Below are 14,922 nucleotides of genomic sequence, written 5' to 3'. Positions count from 1 at the left end.
TTCAAGGCCAGCTCGGAGACCGCGAAAAAAAAGAGGAAGGAGACGCCAATGTTGACCCCGTCATGAACCGACCGACATACTGACAGGCGGGTCAAATCTCGATGACAATGCTGGGTCAGTTCTCAGTGACATCCAACAGTCGGAACTGTCCCGAGCGTTTCAGGTGGGGTTTTTGATCTTCCTGCCATTCCTGATCATCGACCTGGTCGTTGCGGCCGTGCTGATGTCGATGGGCATGATGATGGTGCCGCCTGCAATTGTATCGCTGCCGTTCAAGCTGGCGTTTTTTGTCGTTGCGAACGGTTGGGCGCTGGTGGCCGAAAGCCTTGTCAGGTCGTACCAATGAGGTCAGCGGCAGAACGACCCACCGCGATGGCGTGCCGTATCGAAGTGGAAGTGATCCTTGTGAAACCGGTCTGAATCCGGGCCGAGAACCGTTCCGAAGATGCCGCACGCGCGCTGATGCATCTTGCGCAACTTTGCACCCGTGTCACGTCTGCTCCAATCCTGCAGGAGCGTGATCTCTGACCCGTCACGCAGGCGGAACCCGGAAATGTCGATTGCCCGACCCTTGCCATGCTCGCTGACTTGCGCTCCGGGCTGATTGTTGCGCGTCCGGCAGGCATAATGCGCCGCAACCTTGATCTGGGACACGCCACCGCCCGTGGTTCCGATCGCAGGCTTCATCCCCTTTTCGACCCATGTCTTGACGGCTTTGGCCGTCGTACAATCCATCAGCGCCTGCTGGCTGAACGGGATGCCCGAAACCGAGCGGACTTTGACCGCGTCCTGAATGCCGCAGGCTGACAGTCGGCCCGGAACAAACCCTACGGTTTCGCCCTGAATATCCGGATCGCCGCACACAGCTCCCTTCGTGCGTGCCCGGCGTTGCGCCATGGCCTTTTGCACCATGCTGTCCGGTCGCAGGTTCGGACGGATCGACAGCCCGGTCGCCTGCGGAGACAAGGCAGCAAAGGCGCGAGTGGCAAGGCTGGTCTGACTGTCAAGCGCGCGCCGGAAACCGGGATCCGCTACGTTCTCGATTTGCCGGGTCAACTGGCGGACAAGCGCTGCCTCAAGAAGGGCCGGGCGCGCGGTTGGTCGAATGTCCTGAAGCGCTCGGGCTGTCGCGGCGGCAGCGGTGTCACCCCGCGCGACAGGTCTGAGGGATGTGTCGGGTGCCGCCAGCGCGGCGCCTGCCATCACGATCCAAACCCAAACCAGAACACTCGTTACACGCATCCGTACCCTTACCCAGATCGCCCAAAGTTCGGGGCCGCGGTATCCTGACCCGCCTCGATGATCCCGCGGCGGATCGCGCGCGTGCGGGTAAAGTAGTCATGGAGCAGCGGTCCGTCGCCCTGTCGGATGGCCCGTTGTAGCGCAAAAAGCTCTTCGGTGAAACGCCCGAGGATCTCCAGGGTTGCGTCCTTGTTAGACAGAAACACATCGCGCCACATTGTCGGGTCCGACGCAGCGATGCGGGTGAAATCACGGAACCCTGCGGCGGAATACTTGATCACTTCGCTGTCGGTCACGCGCCGGAGATCGTCGGCCACACCGACCATCGTGTAAGCGATCAGGTGCGGGCAATGCGAGGTGACCGCCAAAACGAGGTCGTGGTGATCCGGCTCCATCACATCGACATTCGATCCAAGCCCGCGCCAAAAGCGCGACAAAGTGTCGACGGCCTCCCACGCGCTGCCTTCGGACGGGACGATCAGGCACCAGCGGTTGTCAAACAGCGTGGCAAAGCCCGATTCCGGGCCGGAATGCTCTGTCCCGGCCAATGGGTGGGCTGGGACGAAATGCACACCTTCCGGAATATGAGGCGCCACATCCGTGATGACCTGCCCTTTGACCGATCCGACATCGGTGACCGTTGCGCCCTGCTTCAGGTACGGCGCGATCTCTGCGGCAAGGTCGCCCATCACACCCACGGGAACGGCCAGAACAACAAGATCAGCGTCGGTGACCGCCTCGGCCAGCGTCTCGCAGACCGTGTCGCAAAGTCCGATCCGACGCGCGGTGTCACGGGTTTCTGCGCTGCGGGCGTATCCGGTGACATGCCCGGCAAGGCCGCCGCGCTTCATCGCCCAGAACATCGAAGAGGCGATCAAGCCAAGCCCGATCAGCGCGACCCGGTTGTAAATCTGTGTCATCGCGCGCCCGCCTTGAACTGGCCAACGGCATGCGCCACGCGGCGACAGCTGGCTTCGTCCCCGACGGTGATGCGCAGCGCGAAGGGCAGGTTGTAGGATCCCACCTGACGGACGATCAGCCCCTGTTTCTGCAGGTAGGTGTTGCAGGCCTCGGCCTCGGCCTCGTCGGTGAACCGGGCGAGGACGAAATTCGCCATGGACGTATCACAGGGAACACCATGTTCCGCCAGCGCCTCGGCCAGCCAGGCGCGAAGGCGTGTGTTTTCAAGACGGCACTTTTCCACGTAGGCGGTGTCCCGAACGGCCGCTTCGGCAGCGGCAAGCGCCGTGCCGGACAGGTTGAACGGACCGCGGATGCGGTTGAGAACGTCAATCACCTCTTGCGGACCATAGCCCCAACCAATGCGCAGTCCGCCCAGGCCATAGATTTTCGAGAAAGTGCGCGTCATGACGACATTGTCGCGGGCATGAACTAGCGCCGCGCCACCGTCGTAGCCATCAACGAATTCGGCATAGGCGCCGTCCAGCACCAGCAGTGTTTGCGGTGGCAGGTTTTCGGCAAGGCGTTCGATTTCAGCCAGCCCGATCATCGTGCCGGTGGGGTTGTTCGGGTTTGCGATGAACACGATCTTGGTCTTGTCGGTGCAGGCCGCAAGGATCGCGTCGACATCCGTCACGCGCTCGTGTTCAGGCACTTCGACCGGGGTTGCGCCGGCAGCAAGGGCGCAGATCTTGTAGAGCGCAAAGCCATGCTCTGTGTGGATCACCTCATCGCCCGGCCCTGCATAGGCCTGGCACAGGAAGGTGATGATCTCGTCAGACCCGACACCGCAGATGATCTGATCCGCGTTTAGGTCGTAGACCTCGGCAATCGCGCTGCGCAGAGCGGCATGATCCGTCGACGGATAGCGATGCAGTTCCAGCACGGACCTGCGCACCGCGTCCTGAACGGCGGGGCTTGGCCCGAACGGGTTTTCGTTCGAGCTGAGTTTCACCACGTTTGATACGCCGTCGATATGCGATTTGCCGCCAACATAAAGCGCAATATCCATGATCCCGGGTTGTGGTGTGATCTTCGTCATCTGAGCCTCCGCTATGGCAGACGGTTTAGCGGTGCGAACCGGCAAGGGAAAGCGACAAACCATCCCAGTGCGCTGCTGAATCAGGTGTGTGGCCGTTTAACGATACCCGCAAGGAGCGAGTCGTAGAGGTCTGGCGGCCCTTCGTGCTCGGGACCACGGGAAAGGTCGATCACATGAACGTCCGATGCGCCGATCAGGTCGGGTGCGACATCGCCTGCGATGCTCAGGAACGAGAAGCCCGTATCGTCCCCGAACAACGCGGTCCCCAAGGCTTTGATGCTGGCGTGGCGTTCGCGGGTCAGTTGGAAATGATCCCAAGGTGTGACGTTGTTCACCGTGTCCGGCAGGTTGGGTTGGATGTTCGACCAGATCAGATGCGTCCGGCCTGCGTAACCCGGAGACAGGAACGGCGCGGCCTGGTGGGTCAGTTTGCTGACGAGGCTGTTTTTCTGGGCAGGATCATCGAAGGTCCGTGCGATGTCCTGTTCGTGAAAAAAGCACACGCCGGGCAAGTCTTGGTGAAACAGCAGCACCTCCCATTCGACCACATACGCGGTCGTGTCCTGCAGCACGGAACCCAAACTGCCATCGACAGCGCGTCGCAGAATGGATTCGGTTCCGACAAGCGAGACGATATTCCAGTCGAACAGGGACCGCACGAAATGGGCCTCGGAACCCGGATTTCGCGCCTGAAAGAAATCGAACTGGAAGCGGTTGATGCAACTGCACCCAATGGTCAGCACGCGGGTCGGAGCACCGTCCATGGAAGGCTGAAACGTCAGGTGTCGTAGGTCGGATGGAACCGACCGTCAGGCGAAGGGGTGAAAATCTCGCAGCCATCGGATATGATCCCGATCGAATGCTCGAACTGCGCCGACAGGGACTTGTCCCGCGTGACGGCTGTCCAGTCATCGGCCAGAACCTTGGTTTCAGGGCGGCCCAGATTCACCATCGGTTCGATGGTAAAGAACATGCCTTCCTCAAGGCGCGGTCCGGTTCCGGGACGCCCGTAATGCAGCACGTTGGGCGGCGCGTGAAACACCCGGCCCAATCCGTGGCCACAGAAGTCGCGCACGACCGACATGCGGTTCGCCTCCACAAAGGTCTGGATGGCGTGGCCGATGTCACCAAATGTGTTGCCCGGCTTTGCGGCTTCGATCCCCTTGAACAGCGCATCATGGGTGACTTGGATCAGGCGTTCAGCCTTGCGGCTCATTTTGCCTGCAACATACATTCGGCTGGTGTCGCCGAACCATCCGTCAACGATCACCGTCACGTCGATGTTCAGGATATCGCCATCCTTGAGGGTCTTTTCGCCGGGAATGCCATGGCACACGACGTGGTTCACGCTGATACAGCTGGCGTGCTGATAGCCTTTGTAGCCGATGGTTGCCGACACAGCGCCCGCTTTTTCGACCTCGGTCCGAATGAAATCATCCAGCGCGGCAGTGGTCTGACCGACGAACACATGCGCGGCCACATCATCCAATATCCGCGCCGCCAGTTCGCCGGCTTTGCGCATGCCAGCGAAATCCGCTGCCTCGTGGATGCGGATCCCTTCGCGCGTCATGCGACCATCGTGGTTATTGTTCACAAGGGAACTCCAATAGCTCTTGTGTCGGTTTTAGCCCCCCGCGCCCGGTTTTGCCAGTGGCGCGACATTACGGCTCAGAGGGCGCAAGTATCTGGATTGGTTTGCCAAGCTGAACACCCTCGGGCGTGATGTGGCAATCCAAAGCCAAGGTTTCAACTCCGGCGGCCGTGGCGGCGTGCCAAGCCTGCGCGTAGGTCGGGTCAATATCCCCAGCCAGGGTCATGCGATCGCAATCGGTCCGTTGCACGAGATAGAGCATCACCGCACGATGGCCTTGCGCCACCATCTCGGTCAGTTCGCCAAGGTGTTTGGTGCCGCGCGCCGTCACGCTGTCTGGGAACTCGGCCAATCCGGGCTGGCGCGACAGGGTGACGGATTTGACTTCGACATAGATGTCGGGCCCGTCATCACGGGACAGCAGGAAATCTATGCGGCTATTCTCGCCATACGGCACTTCGGCGCGCAGGTGGTCGAACCTGTCCAGCCCCGGCACCTTGCGTGCTTCAAGCGCAGAACGGAGCATCCGGTTTGGCACCGCCGTATCGACCCCGGTGAAATGCCCGTTCCCGTGCTCGACCAAGCGCCACCCGAACTTGAGTTTCTTTTTTGGGTCGTCGTTCGGCTCAAGCCAGATGCGCATCCCCGGATCGGCCAGACCCATCATCGACCCCGGGTTGGCGCAATGCGCCGTGATCTCCTGCCCGTCGGCAAGTGTGACATCGGCCAGAAAGCGTTTGTACCGCCGGATGAGGGTGCCCGGAACAAGAGGGGTTTGAAAGCGCATAAGCCACGCCTATACCTGAGCAAAACCCGGATCAAGGAGGCAGCGCATGCCCAATCCAACCGCAGCCATGCTGGTGATCGGCGACGAGATCCTGTCAGGCCGGACACGCGACGCAAACATGCACCATCTGGCGCAGGAACTGACCAAGGTGGGGATCAACCTGCGCGAAGTGCGGATCGTCAGCGATGACCGCGATGCGATTGTCAGGGCCCTGAACGTCCTGCGCGCGGCGCATGACACGGTGATCACCTCGGGTGGGATCGGGCCGACCCATGACGACATCACCGCCGATTGCGTGGCGGCGGCCTTTGGCGTGCAGATCGACGTGCGCGACGATGCGGCGGCCCTGTTGCAGGCGCATTACGACAGCCGCGGGATGGAATTCAACGACGCCCGCAAGCGCATGGCCCGTATCCCGGAAGGGGCAACGCTGATCGAAAACCCGGTGTCCATCGCACCCGGCTTCACCATCGGCAATGTGCATGTGATGGCCGGCGTGCCGTCGGTGTTTCAGGCGATGGTCGCCAGCGTGATTCCAACGCTGACAGGGGGCGCGCCGATCCTGTCACAGACCCTGCGCGTGGATCGCGGCGAAGGTGATATCGCGGGGCCACTGGGCCAGATCGCAGCCGATTTCCCGGATCTTTCCATCGGCTCCTACCCGTTCCAGCAAAACGGCGCGTATGGGTCGAACATCGTGGTGCGCGGCAGCGATGGCGCGCGGGTGGATCACGCCATGGCGCGGTTGTCCGAGCTTTTCGCATGACGACGCCATCGGTTCAGACGCTTTACGCGGTGACAGAGGCCACATGGCCGCCCGCAGATCGCACGCCTGCTGGCCCATGGATGCTGCGCAACGGGGCCGGGGGCGGCAAGCGCGTCAGCGCCGCCACCGCAGAGGGCGACTGGGGCGATGATGACCTGCCTGCCGCCGAAGCCGCGATGCGCCTCTTGGGTCAGGATGCGCTTTTCATGATCCGTGAAGGCGACGATGCGCTTGATGCGGCACTTGCCGACCGGGGGTACGAGGTGATCGACCCGGTGAACCTCTGGACCTGTCCAATCGACAAGTTGACCGATGTCGCCGTGCCCCGCGTTACTGCCTTTGCCATCTGGGAGCCTTTGGCGATCATGCGCGACATCTGGGAAGCGGGCGGCATCGGCCCGGCCCGCATCGCCGTGATGGAACGTGCAGAACTGCCCAAAACGGGTATCTTCGGTCGGATCAACGACAAACCCGCGGGCACCGGTTATTGCGCGATCTCCGAAGGTATCGCGATGGTTCACGCTCTCGAAATTGCCAAATCCCAACGCCGCAAAGGGATGGGCGTTTGGATGATGCGGCAAGCGGCGCATTGGGCCAAGGCCAATGGCGCGGACTGGATGAGCGTGATCTGCACGCAGGCCAATGCCGGGGCCAACGGCCTCTACGCTTCCCTCGGAATGCAGGTTGTGGGACAGTACCACTACCGCATCCTGCCAAACACAAGCGAAACAGAATGACCAAAGACACCCTTCCCACGGCACTGAACCTGCCGATGGTCGACCCATTGCCCCCTGAAACGCAGAAATACTTCGACGTCTGTCAGGACAAGCTGGGAATGATCCCGAACGTGCTCAAGGCCTATGCCTTCGACATCGACAAGCTGAACGCCTTTACCGCGATGTATAATGATCTGATGCTGGCGGGCAGCGGGTTGAGCAAGCTGGAACGCGAGATGATCGCGGTGGTCGTGAGCTCGATCAACAAATGCTTCTACTGCCTGACCGCCCATGGCGCCGCGGTCCGCGCGTTGTCTGGCGATCCGAAACTGGGCGAGATGCTGGTAATGAACTGGCGCGTCGCCGACCTGCCGCACCGCCACCGCGCGATGCTGGCCTTTGCCGAGAAGATCACCAAATCCAGCTCTGAGATCGCCGAGTTCGACCGCGAGGCGCTGCGCGATGCCGGGTTCAGCGACCGCGATATCTGGGACATCGCCAATGTCGCCGGGTTTTTCAACATGACCAACCGCGTGGCCAGCGCCACGGATATGCGGCCCAATGATGAGTATCACGCGCAGTCGCGCTAAGGTTTTGGGATTATGTTTCGGGGCGAGCCTCTTTGGCCCGCCTGCGTCTGCACTGGACCTCGCCTTGCCCATCGGCGCGCGCGAAACCGTGTCGCGCATCACGCCTTCCGGCAGCTATGACCTGCCCATAGGTGCCTGGACCGAAGCAAATGGCGTGCCTGTCGCGGCGCTCGAAGGTGAAGTCCGAAGGACGGCATGGCGCATTTCCGGCGCGGGCATCACGACGGGGCAAGTCCTTGGTCCGATCCGCGAACAGCTCATGGCGGATCGTTACGATATCTTCTTCGAATGCACGGCCCGCAGTTGCGGCGGCTTCGATTTCCGGTTTGGCATCGACGTGCTGCGCGCACCGAACATGTATGTCGATCTGTCGGACTATCGCTTCCTGTCCGCCAAATCCGCGGATGCGACCCAAGCGCTCAGCCTTCTGGTCAGCCGCGATGGCGCCTCGGTCTTTGTGCAACTGATCGAGGTCGGCCCGCCCGGCAGGCCCGCCTTGTCCGTCTCGGCCGCTCGGTCGGTTGCGATCCCCGAAGACGCGGGCGATGTGGTGGCGCAATTGGAAAGTGCAGGCCATGTGGTGCTGGCGGATCTCGACTTCGCCAGTGGGTCGGCATCGCTTGGCGACGGATCGGTGCAATCGCTGGATGCGGTGGTGGCCTACCTGACGGCCAATCCGACCCGGCAGATCACCTTTGTCGGCCATACCGACGCAACCGGATCGCTTGAGGCCAATGTCGCCCTCTCGCGCCGCCGCGCCGAAGCCGCGCGTTCCTATGTCATCGCGCGCGGTGTGCCTGCGTCGCAGGTCGCTGCCGATGGCGTCGGCTTTCTGTCCCCTCGCACCACCAACCTGACCGAGGCTGGCCGAGAGGCAAACCGCCGGGTCGAAGCGGTTCTGATCTCGGTGCAATGAAAAAGGCCGAGGGAGGTACCCCCGGCCTGTCTTCGTTCTGAAAAGAGCAGCAGCTTATGCGGGCAGCTTGGCCTTGCGCAGATAAGGCAGCACGGTTTCGATCTTGCCGTATTTGGCGATTGCATCTGCGTCGCTGACCGACATCGGGACAATCACGTCCTGCCCAAGGGTCCAGTTCGCAGGCATCGCCACATTTTCCCGCGCCGAGGTCTGCAGCGCGTCCAGCGCCCGCAGCACTTCCGCAAAGTTCCGGCCCACGGTCATCGGATAGGTCATCGACAGCTTCAGCTTCTTGTCAGGCCCGACGATAAACACAACGCGGACTGTCGCACTGTCCGCTGGGGTGCGGCCATCCGGCAGCACGTACTCCGCAGGCAGCATGTCGAACGCCTTGGCAACCGTCAGGTCCTCGTCCGCGATGATCGGGAACCCTGCCTTCGCGCCAGAGGTCGCCTCGATATCGCCCTTCCATTTCTTGTGGTCTTCGACACCATCGACGGAAATACCCATCACCTTGGTGCCGCGTTTTTCCCATTCGTCGGCCAGCTGTGCGACCGCTCCGAACTCAGTGGTGCAGACGGGTGTAAAGTCTTTCGGGTGCGAAAACAGGATGGCCCAGCTGTCGCCGATCCAGTCATGCAGTGTGATCGTGCCCTGATCCGTTTCGACGGTCAGGTTCGGAATTTCGTCGTTGATGCGCAGGCCCATATTTGCCTCCTTCTCGGGTTGGTCTTGGCCTTGTACATAAGCAGCGCAGACAGCGCTTACACCCCCTTGCAGGGCCGGATCGGGGGTGACACAGTGTCCCCTGAAATGCTCTGAGGGGAGACAATCAGATGATCGAGAAACGCCAGTTCTACATCAACGGGGCATGGGTTGATCCCATTGACGGCCGGGATCATCACGTCATTGATCCGTCGACAGAAGACCCCTGCGCGGTGATCTCATTGGGCGGGCAGGCCGATACCGATGCCGCTGTTGCCGCGGCAAAAGACGCGTTCCCGGCATGGATGGCAACCCCACCGGCAGACCGCATCGCACTGGTCGAAAAACTGCTCGAGATCTACCAGTCCCGCGGTGAGGAAATGGCGCAGGCGATGAGCCTCGAGATGGGCGCGCCCATCGACATGTCGCGCGCCAGCCAGGTTGGCGCAGGCACGTGGCACCTGCAGAATTTCATCGACGCAGCCAAGTCGTTCAAATTCGACCGCCCGCTGAATGACCACAGCCCGCAAGATCGGATCATCTACGAAGCCGTTGGAGTCTGCGCCCTGATCACCCCGTGGAACTGGCCGATGAACCAGGTCACGCTCAAGGTCGGTGCCGCCGCAATCGCGGGCTGCACGATGGTTCTGAAACCGTCCGAGGAAAGCCCGCTCAACGCGATGCTTTTTGCCGAAATGATGCACGAGGCCGGTTTCCCGCCGGGCGTGTTCAACCTCGTGAACGGTGACGGCGTGGGCGTCGGCAGCCAGCTTTCGGCGCATCCTGACGTGGATATGGTCAGCTTCACCGGCTCCAGCCGCGCGGGCAAACTGATCTCCAAGGCGGCCGCCGACACGCTCAAGCGGGTGCATCTGGAACTGGGTGGTAAGGGTGCCAACCTGATCTTCGCAGATGCCGATGAGAAAGCCGTCAAGCGCAGCGTGCTGCACATGATGCAGAACACCGGCCAGTCCTGTAACGCGCCGTCCCGGATGATGGTCGAAGCCCCGATCTATGACCGTGTGGTCGAGGAAGCGGGTGAGATTGCGTCCAAAGTCAGCGTTGGTCCCGCCTCCGCCGAAGGCCGCCATATCGGCCCAGTGGTTAATGCGACCCAATGGCAGAAAATCCAGGACCTTATCCAGAAAGGAATCGACGAAGGCGCCCGCCTTGTCACGGGCGGTACCGGTCGCCCCGAAGGTCTGAACAAGGGCTTCTACGTGCGCCCCACCGTCTTTGCCGATGTGACCAACGACATGACCATCGCCCGCGAGGAAATCTTTGGCCCGGTCCTGTCGATCATGAAGTTCGAGACCGAAGAAGAGGCGGTTCAGGTTGCCAATGACACCGTCTACGGTCTGACCAACTATGTCCAAAGCCAGAATGGCGCGCGCCGCAATCGTCTGGCCCGCCAGCTTCGCTCGGGCATGGTGGAAATGAACGGCGTCGGCCGATCTGCCGGATCGCCCTTCGGTGGGATGAAACAGTCTGGCAACGGGCGTGAAGGCGGTGTCTGGGGGATCGAGGACTTCCTCGAAGTCAAAGCCGTATCGGGCTGGGCTGCCGAGTAAACTGACTTGGTGCAGGGGGCGCAGGTCCCCTGCTTCTTCTTTTCTCAAATATGCAAATCGCGCAGCGGAAGGCTGCGCAGGTCGGACGCGCCAGCGTCCGAAAGGCATCAAAATGGGGCGGCCACCCGAAACTTCATGCCCTCACCCCCGTCCGGGTGCCGCAGTCTCAACTCCTCTGCATGCAGCATCATGCGCGGATACTGGTCCGCGGTTTCCGGGGCGTAAAGCGGATCACCGAGGATTGGATGTCCCAGCGCCAGCATATGCACACGGAGCTGGTGACTGCGCCCGGTCTGGGGATAGAGCTTCACCCGGCTTTCCTCATCTGACGCCTTCATCACCCGCCAATCCGTCACCGCCGGTTTCCCGGTCTCATGGTCGAACTTCTGCAAGGGACGGTTCGGCCAATCCACGATCAACGGCAGATCAACCGTCCCGGTCTTTGGCTCCAGCCGTCCAGCCACGCGGGCGAGATAGGTCTTCTTGGTCTGTCTTTTCTCGAATTGCAGCCCCAGATGGCGCTGGGCGTGGGGCGTGAGGCCAAAGACCATCACGCCGGAAGTATCCCGATCCAGCCGGTGCACCAGAAGCACCTGCGGATACACCGCCTCCAGCCGCGCTATCAGACAATCGGCAAGGTCCGGCCCTTTGCCGGGCACCGACAGCAATCCCGCAGGTTTGTTGACCACGAGGATCTCGTGGTCTTCGTGCAGGATGTCGAGAGGTGTATCGGGAGGGGTGTAACCGGTCATCCGCACCGTCTACGCAGCACAGCGGTTTTGGGCAAGGCTCAGGATTTTCGTACGAAAATCCTGCCGCCGCAGAAACTTCGGACGAAGTTTTCTGTTACGCCTTCACCCGTGCCGACGTCGGATCATACATCGGCTTCAGTGACACCTCCGCCTTCACTCGTGTACCGGCCACATCGATCTCATAGCTCGACGCCAGTACCTGCTCCGCGCTTTCCCCGGCGCAGGGCACGTAACCCATGCCGATTGCCCCACCCAGATGATGTCCGTAGGCACCCGAGCTCAGATAACCCACTATCTCCCCATCCCGCAGGATCGGTTCGTGGTGATAGAGCAGCGGCTCCGGATCGGTCAGTCGGAACTGCACCATCCGGGTTTGCAAACCCGACTCGCGTTTTTGCAAAACGGCATCTCGCCCGATGAAATCGGGCTTTGCGGTTTTGACGGCAAAGCCCAGACCGGCTTCCAGAACGTGATCCTCGCAGGTGATGTCATGGCCGAAATGCCGGAACGCCTTTTCGATCCGGCAGGTGTCCATCGCATGCATCCCGCACAGCGTCAGTCCGTGATCCTGTCCCGCCTCCCACAGCGTTTCGAACACATGGCCCGCCTGATCGGCAGAAATGTAGATCTCCCACCCCAGTTCCCCGACATAGGACACGCGATGCACCCGCGCGATGCCGAGACCGATCTCGATCTCTTGTGCGGTGCCAAAGGGGTTAGCCTCGTTCGAGAAATCATCGGGCGACACCGCTTGGAGGATCTTCCGCGCATTCGGCCCCATCACCGCCAGCACAGCTTCGCCCGCTGTCACATCGGTGATGACAACCCGGCGGTTGCCGACATGGCGCTGCAGCCAGGTCTGATCCGCCGCGCGCGTCGCGGCAGGGGTCACAACCAGATAGCAGGTTTCCGACAGGCGCGTGACGGTCACATCCGCTTCGATCCCGCCGCGCGTGTTGAGGAATTGCGTGTAGACGATCTTGCCGACAGGCACCGACATGTCGGCCCCGCAGACATGGTTCAGGAACACCTCAGAGTCCGGCCCTTCGACCCGCAGTTTGCCGAACGAAGACATGTCGTACATGCCCACATTCTCGCGGATCGCCTTATGTTCGCTGGCGACGTTGTCAAAGAAGTTCTGACGCTTCCAGCTGTAGGCGTATTCCGGCGTCTGGCCTTCGGTCGCATACCAGTTGGCCCGCTCCCAACCCGCGATTTCGCCCATCACGGCGCCGCGCTCAAGAAGCTGCTGATGGAACGGTGTCCGCCGAACGCCACGTGCGGTGGCTTTCTGCCGGTAAGGGTAGTGGTCGGCGTAGAGCAGACCCAAAGTCTCGGTCACCCGCTCCTTCAGATACCGCCGATTGCGCTGGAAGGGTTGGGCGCGGGCGATGTCCACATCCCCCAGATCGAACGGCTTGGCCCCGTCCTCCATCCACTGCGCAAGTGCCATGCCCGCACCACCCGCTGACTGGATGCCGATGGAGTTGAACCCTGCGGCGACCCAGACATTGTCCATCTCGCGCGCTTGCCCAAGGTAATAGGCATTGTCGGGGGTAAAGCTTTCCGGCCCGTTGAAGAACGTGTGAATCCCCGCCTCGGCCAGCATCGGCATCCGGTTCACCGCCGCCTCCAAGATCGGCTCGAAATGGTCGAAATCTTCGGGCAGTTGGTCGAACTCAAAGCTTTCCGGGATGCCATTCATACCCCAGGGTTTTGATTTCGGCTCGAACGCACCCAGCATCATCTTGCCCGCGTCTTCTTTGTAGTAAGCGCATTCATCCGGCACCCGCAGCACGGGCAAGGCCTGCAAACCGGGGATCGGTTCGGACACGATGTAGAAATGTTCGCACGCCTGAAGCGGCACGTTCACGCCCAGCATCTGGCCAAGCTCGCGACCCCACATCCCCGCGCAATTCACCACGTGATCGCAGGTGATGGTGCCGCTGGTGCCGTCCTCGGCCGCCCAATCGACCGAAACGATCCGGCGCCCGTCCCGGTTCACGCCCGTCGCCTTGGTGCGCTCGAAAATCTGAGCCCCGCGCTGGCGTGCGCCCTTGGCCATCGCCAGCGCGATATTGGCGGGATCACCTTGCCCGTCGCTGGGCAGGTAGACACCGCCCACAACGTCGCTTGTGTTGAGATGGGAGTATTTGTTCTTGATCTCAGCCGTATCGATTTCCTCGACCGGAACGCCAAAAGCCCGCGCCATCGCTGCAGTCCGCCGCAACTCCTCGTGGCGTTCCTTGGTCAGCGCGACCGAGATGGACCCGACCTTGCGGAAGCCAGTTGCGACGCCGGTCTCCTCTTCGATGGTCGAGTAGAGATCGGCGGTATATTTCGCCAGCTTCGTCATGTTCGACGACGCTCGCAATTGCCCGATGAGACCCGCCGCATGCCATGTCGTGCCCGAGGTGAGCTGCTTGCGTTCCAGCAGCACCACATCCGTCCAGCCCAGCTTGGTCAGGTGATAGGCGACGGAACAACCGACGACACCGCCGCCGATGATGACGGCGCGGGCATGTGTGGGGACGCTCATGACGGAACTCCTGAATGGGTCATGCGGTGGAAACAGGGACACGGCACCGTGCCGCGCCTGCACAAGGTCAGCCTGTGTGGCGGGTTGGTCGTGTGCGTATTTGGAAAGAGAAGAAGCAGGGGGCCGCGCATTAACCTTAATCCGGGTTTAAGCGTGAACGAGGAGTGCGGCCGCCTGTGGGTCATGTCGTCAGGCCTTCGAGAACCGCCGCGCCAATTCGGCGATATGGGCAGGATTGGTCTCGCAGCAGCCCCCAAGAATCGTCGCCCCGTGATTGACCCAAGTTGTGGCCTGATCGGCATAGGCATCTGGTCCCATGTCCCGCCGTGCGCTCAGGGCATCCACGGTTGGTTTGTCCTTGAGGAATTCCTTGGTGATCTGGGTGAAGGCATTGGCATAAGCGCCAACGGGTTTGCCACTGGCCTTTAGGACGTCAATCGCGGCCGGCATCGCTTCTGGCGCGGAACAGTTGGCGAGCAGAGCAGCGGCATCGCCACAGAGTGCCACCGTATCGGCCAATGCTTCGCCCGATCGCAGGCGGCTGCCATCCTCGTCATCGACGGAGAACGAGATCCAGACAGGTTTGCCCAGCTCTCGCGTCGCTTCCAGGGCCGCGCGCGTCTGAGCGGCGGAAATCACGGTTTCGAACAGCAGAATATCGCAGGCAGTTGCAAGGAGACCCGCAACCTCTGCCATCAGCTCGACCGCGATCTCATGCGCGGGTTGCAGATCGGCGCGGTAGGAC

Annotated in this window: 16 protein-coding genes; 6 read left to right on the top strand and 10 right to left on the bottom strand. The window is 61.6% G+C overall.

Translation table 11 applies throughout. The features are described 5' to 3' along the window. The first annotated feature begins 79 nt into the window (after window positions 1–79). Window positions 80–346 carry a hypothetical protein gene (locus tag JJ869_RS17045; protein WP_292268855.1) on the top strand — a complete coding sequence of 89 codons (267 nt, stop codon included), beginning with the start codon at window positions 80–82 and terminating at the stop codon, window positions 344–346. 2 nt (window positions 347–348) lie between these two features. On the opposite strand, the gene JJ869_RS17040 is transcribed toward JJ869_RS17045, so the two are convergent. The 6 genes from JJ869_RS17040 to sfsA form a co-directional block, all read right to left on the bottom strand. Further along, the gene (locus JJ869_RS17040) at window positions 349–1,242 is read right to left on the bottom strand and encodes an extensin family protein (RefSeq protein WP_292268854.1); all 894 of its coding nucleotides are present in this window, start codon (window positions 1,240–1,242) and stop codon (window positions 349–351) included. Window positions 1,243–1,250: 8 nt separating this feature from the next. Continuing rightward, window positions 1,251–2,162, bottom strand: a complete 912-nt coding sequence (locus JJ869_RS17035) for a prephenate/arogenate dehydrogenase family protein (protein WP_292268853.1) — start codon at window positions 2,160–2,162, stop codon at window positions 1,251–1,253. Then, a complete protein-coding gene (gene hisC, locus JJ869_RS17030; RefSeq protein ID WP_292268852.1) occupies window positions 2,159–3,244 on the bottom strand; it encodes a histidinol-phosphate transaminase in 1,086 nt (361 codons plus the stop codon). The genes JJ869_RS17035 and hisC overlap by 4 nt, the downstream gene beginning before the upstream one ends. An 80-nt stretch (window positions 3,245–3,324) precedes the next feature. Next, entirely contained in the window at window positions 3,325–4,008 is a 684-nt protein-coding gene (locus JJ869_RS17025) for a hypothetical protein (protein ID WP_292268850.1), read from the bottom strand. Between the two features lie 14 nt (window positions 4,009–4,022). After that, a complete protein-coding gene (gene map / locus JJ869_RS17020) occupies window positions 4,023–4,814 on the bottom strand; it encodes a type I methionyl aminopeptidase (RefSeq protein WP_292268848.1) in 792 nt (263 codons plus the stop codon). Window positions 4,815–4,905: 91 nt separating this feature from the next. Beyond that, entirely contained in the window at window positions 4,906–5,622 is a 717-nt protein-coding gene (gene sfsA, locus JJ869_RS17015) for a DNA/RNA nuclease SfsA (protein ID WP_292268846.1), read from the bottom strand. 46 nt (window positions 5,623–5,668) lie between these two features. Between sfsA and JJ869_RS17010 the strand changes: the two genes are divergently transcribed. The 4 genes from JJ869_RS17010 to JJ869_RS16995 are packed head-to-tail and all read left to right on the top strand — an operon-like array spanning window position 5,669 to window position 8,610. Beyond that, on the top strand, window positions 5,669–6,388 hold the full coding sequence (locus tag JJ869_RS17010) for a molybdopterin-binding protein (RefSeq protein WP_292268844.1): 720 nt from the start codon (window positions 5,669–5,671) through the stop codon (window positions 6,386–6,388). Beyond that, a complete protein-coding gene (locus JJ869_RS17005; protein ID WP_292268842.1) occupies window positions 6,385–7,125 on the top strand; it encodes a GNAT family N-acetyltransferase in 741 nt (246 codons plus the stop codon). The genes JJ869_RS17010 and JJ869_RS17005 overlap by 4 nt, the downstream gene beginning before the upstream one ends. Next, window positions 7,122–7,694: a peroxidase-related enzyme gene (locus JJ869_RS17000; RefSeq protein WP_292268839.1), complete on the top strand. Its 573-nt coding sequence runs from the start codon at window positions 7,122–7,124 to the stop codon at window positions 7,692–7,694. The genes JJ869_RS17005 and JJ869_RS17000 overlap by 4 nt, the downstream gene beginning before the upstream one ends. Continuing rightward, entirely contained in the window at window positions 7,666–8,610 is a 945-nt protein-coding gene (locus tag JJ869_RS16995; RefSeq protein WP_292268837.1) for an OmpA family protein, read from the top strand. The genes JJ869_RS17000 and JJ869_RS16995 overlap by 29 nt, the downstream gene beginning before the upstream one ends. A 54-nt stretch (window positions 8,611–8,664) precedes the next feature. Here JJ869_RS16995 and JJ869_RS16990 read toward each other — a convergent pair whose 3' ends face one another. Continuing rightward, the gene (locus JJ869_RS16990) at window positions 8,665–9,318 is read right to left on the bottom strand and encodes a peroxiredoxin (RefSeq protein WP_292268835.1); all 654 of its coding nucleotides are present in this window, start codon (window positions 9,316–9,318) and stop codon (window positions 8,665–8,667) included. A gap of 128 nt (window positions 9,319–9,446) precedes the next feature. Here JJ869_RS16990 and JJ869_RS16985 point away from each other — a divergent pair, with 128 nt between their 5' ends. Continuing rightward, a complete protein-coding gene (locus JJ869_RS16985; protein WP_292268833.1) occupies window positions 9,447–10,886 on the top strand; it encodes an aldehyde dehydrogenase family protein in 1,440 nt (479 codons plus the stop codon). 107 nt (window positions 10,887–10,993) lie between these two features. Here JJ869_RS16985 and JJ869_RS16980 read toward each other — a convergent pair whose 3' ends face one another. From JJ869_RS16980 to JJ869_RS16970, 3 genes are all read right to left on the bottom strand, one after another. Next, a complete protein-coding gene (locus JJ869_RS16980) occupies window positions 10,994–11,638 on the bottom strand; it encodes an RluA family pseudouridine synthase (protein WP_292268831.1) in 645 nt (214 codons plus the stop codon). Between the two features lie 94 nt (window positions 11,639–11,732). After that, a complete protein-coding gene (locus JJ869_RS16975) occupies window positions 11,733–14,177 on the bottom strand; it encodes an FAD-dependent oxidoreductase (protein ID WP_292268829.1) in 2,445 nt (814 codons plus the stop codon). A gap of 189 nt (window positions 14,178–14,366) precedes the next feature. Beyond that, a partial coding sequence (locus tag JJ869_RS16970) for a homocysteine S-methyltransferase family protein (RefSeq protein ID WP_292268827.1) occupies window positions 14,367–14,922 on the bottom strand: 556 nt, incomplete at its 5' end.

This window comes from Marivita sp. (assembly GCF_017643905.1).
Taxonomy (GTDB): Bacteria; Pseudomonadota; Alphaproteobacteria; order Rhodobacterales; family Rhodobacteraceae; genus Marivita.
Note: the sequence above shows the minus strand (reverse complement) of the source record. Positions and strands in the feature narration are given on the sequence as shown.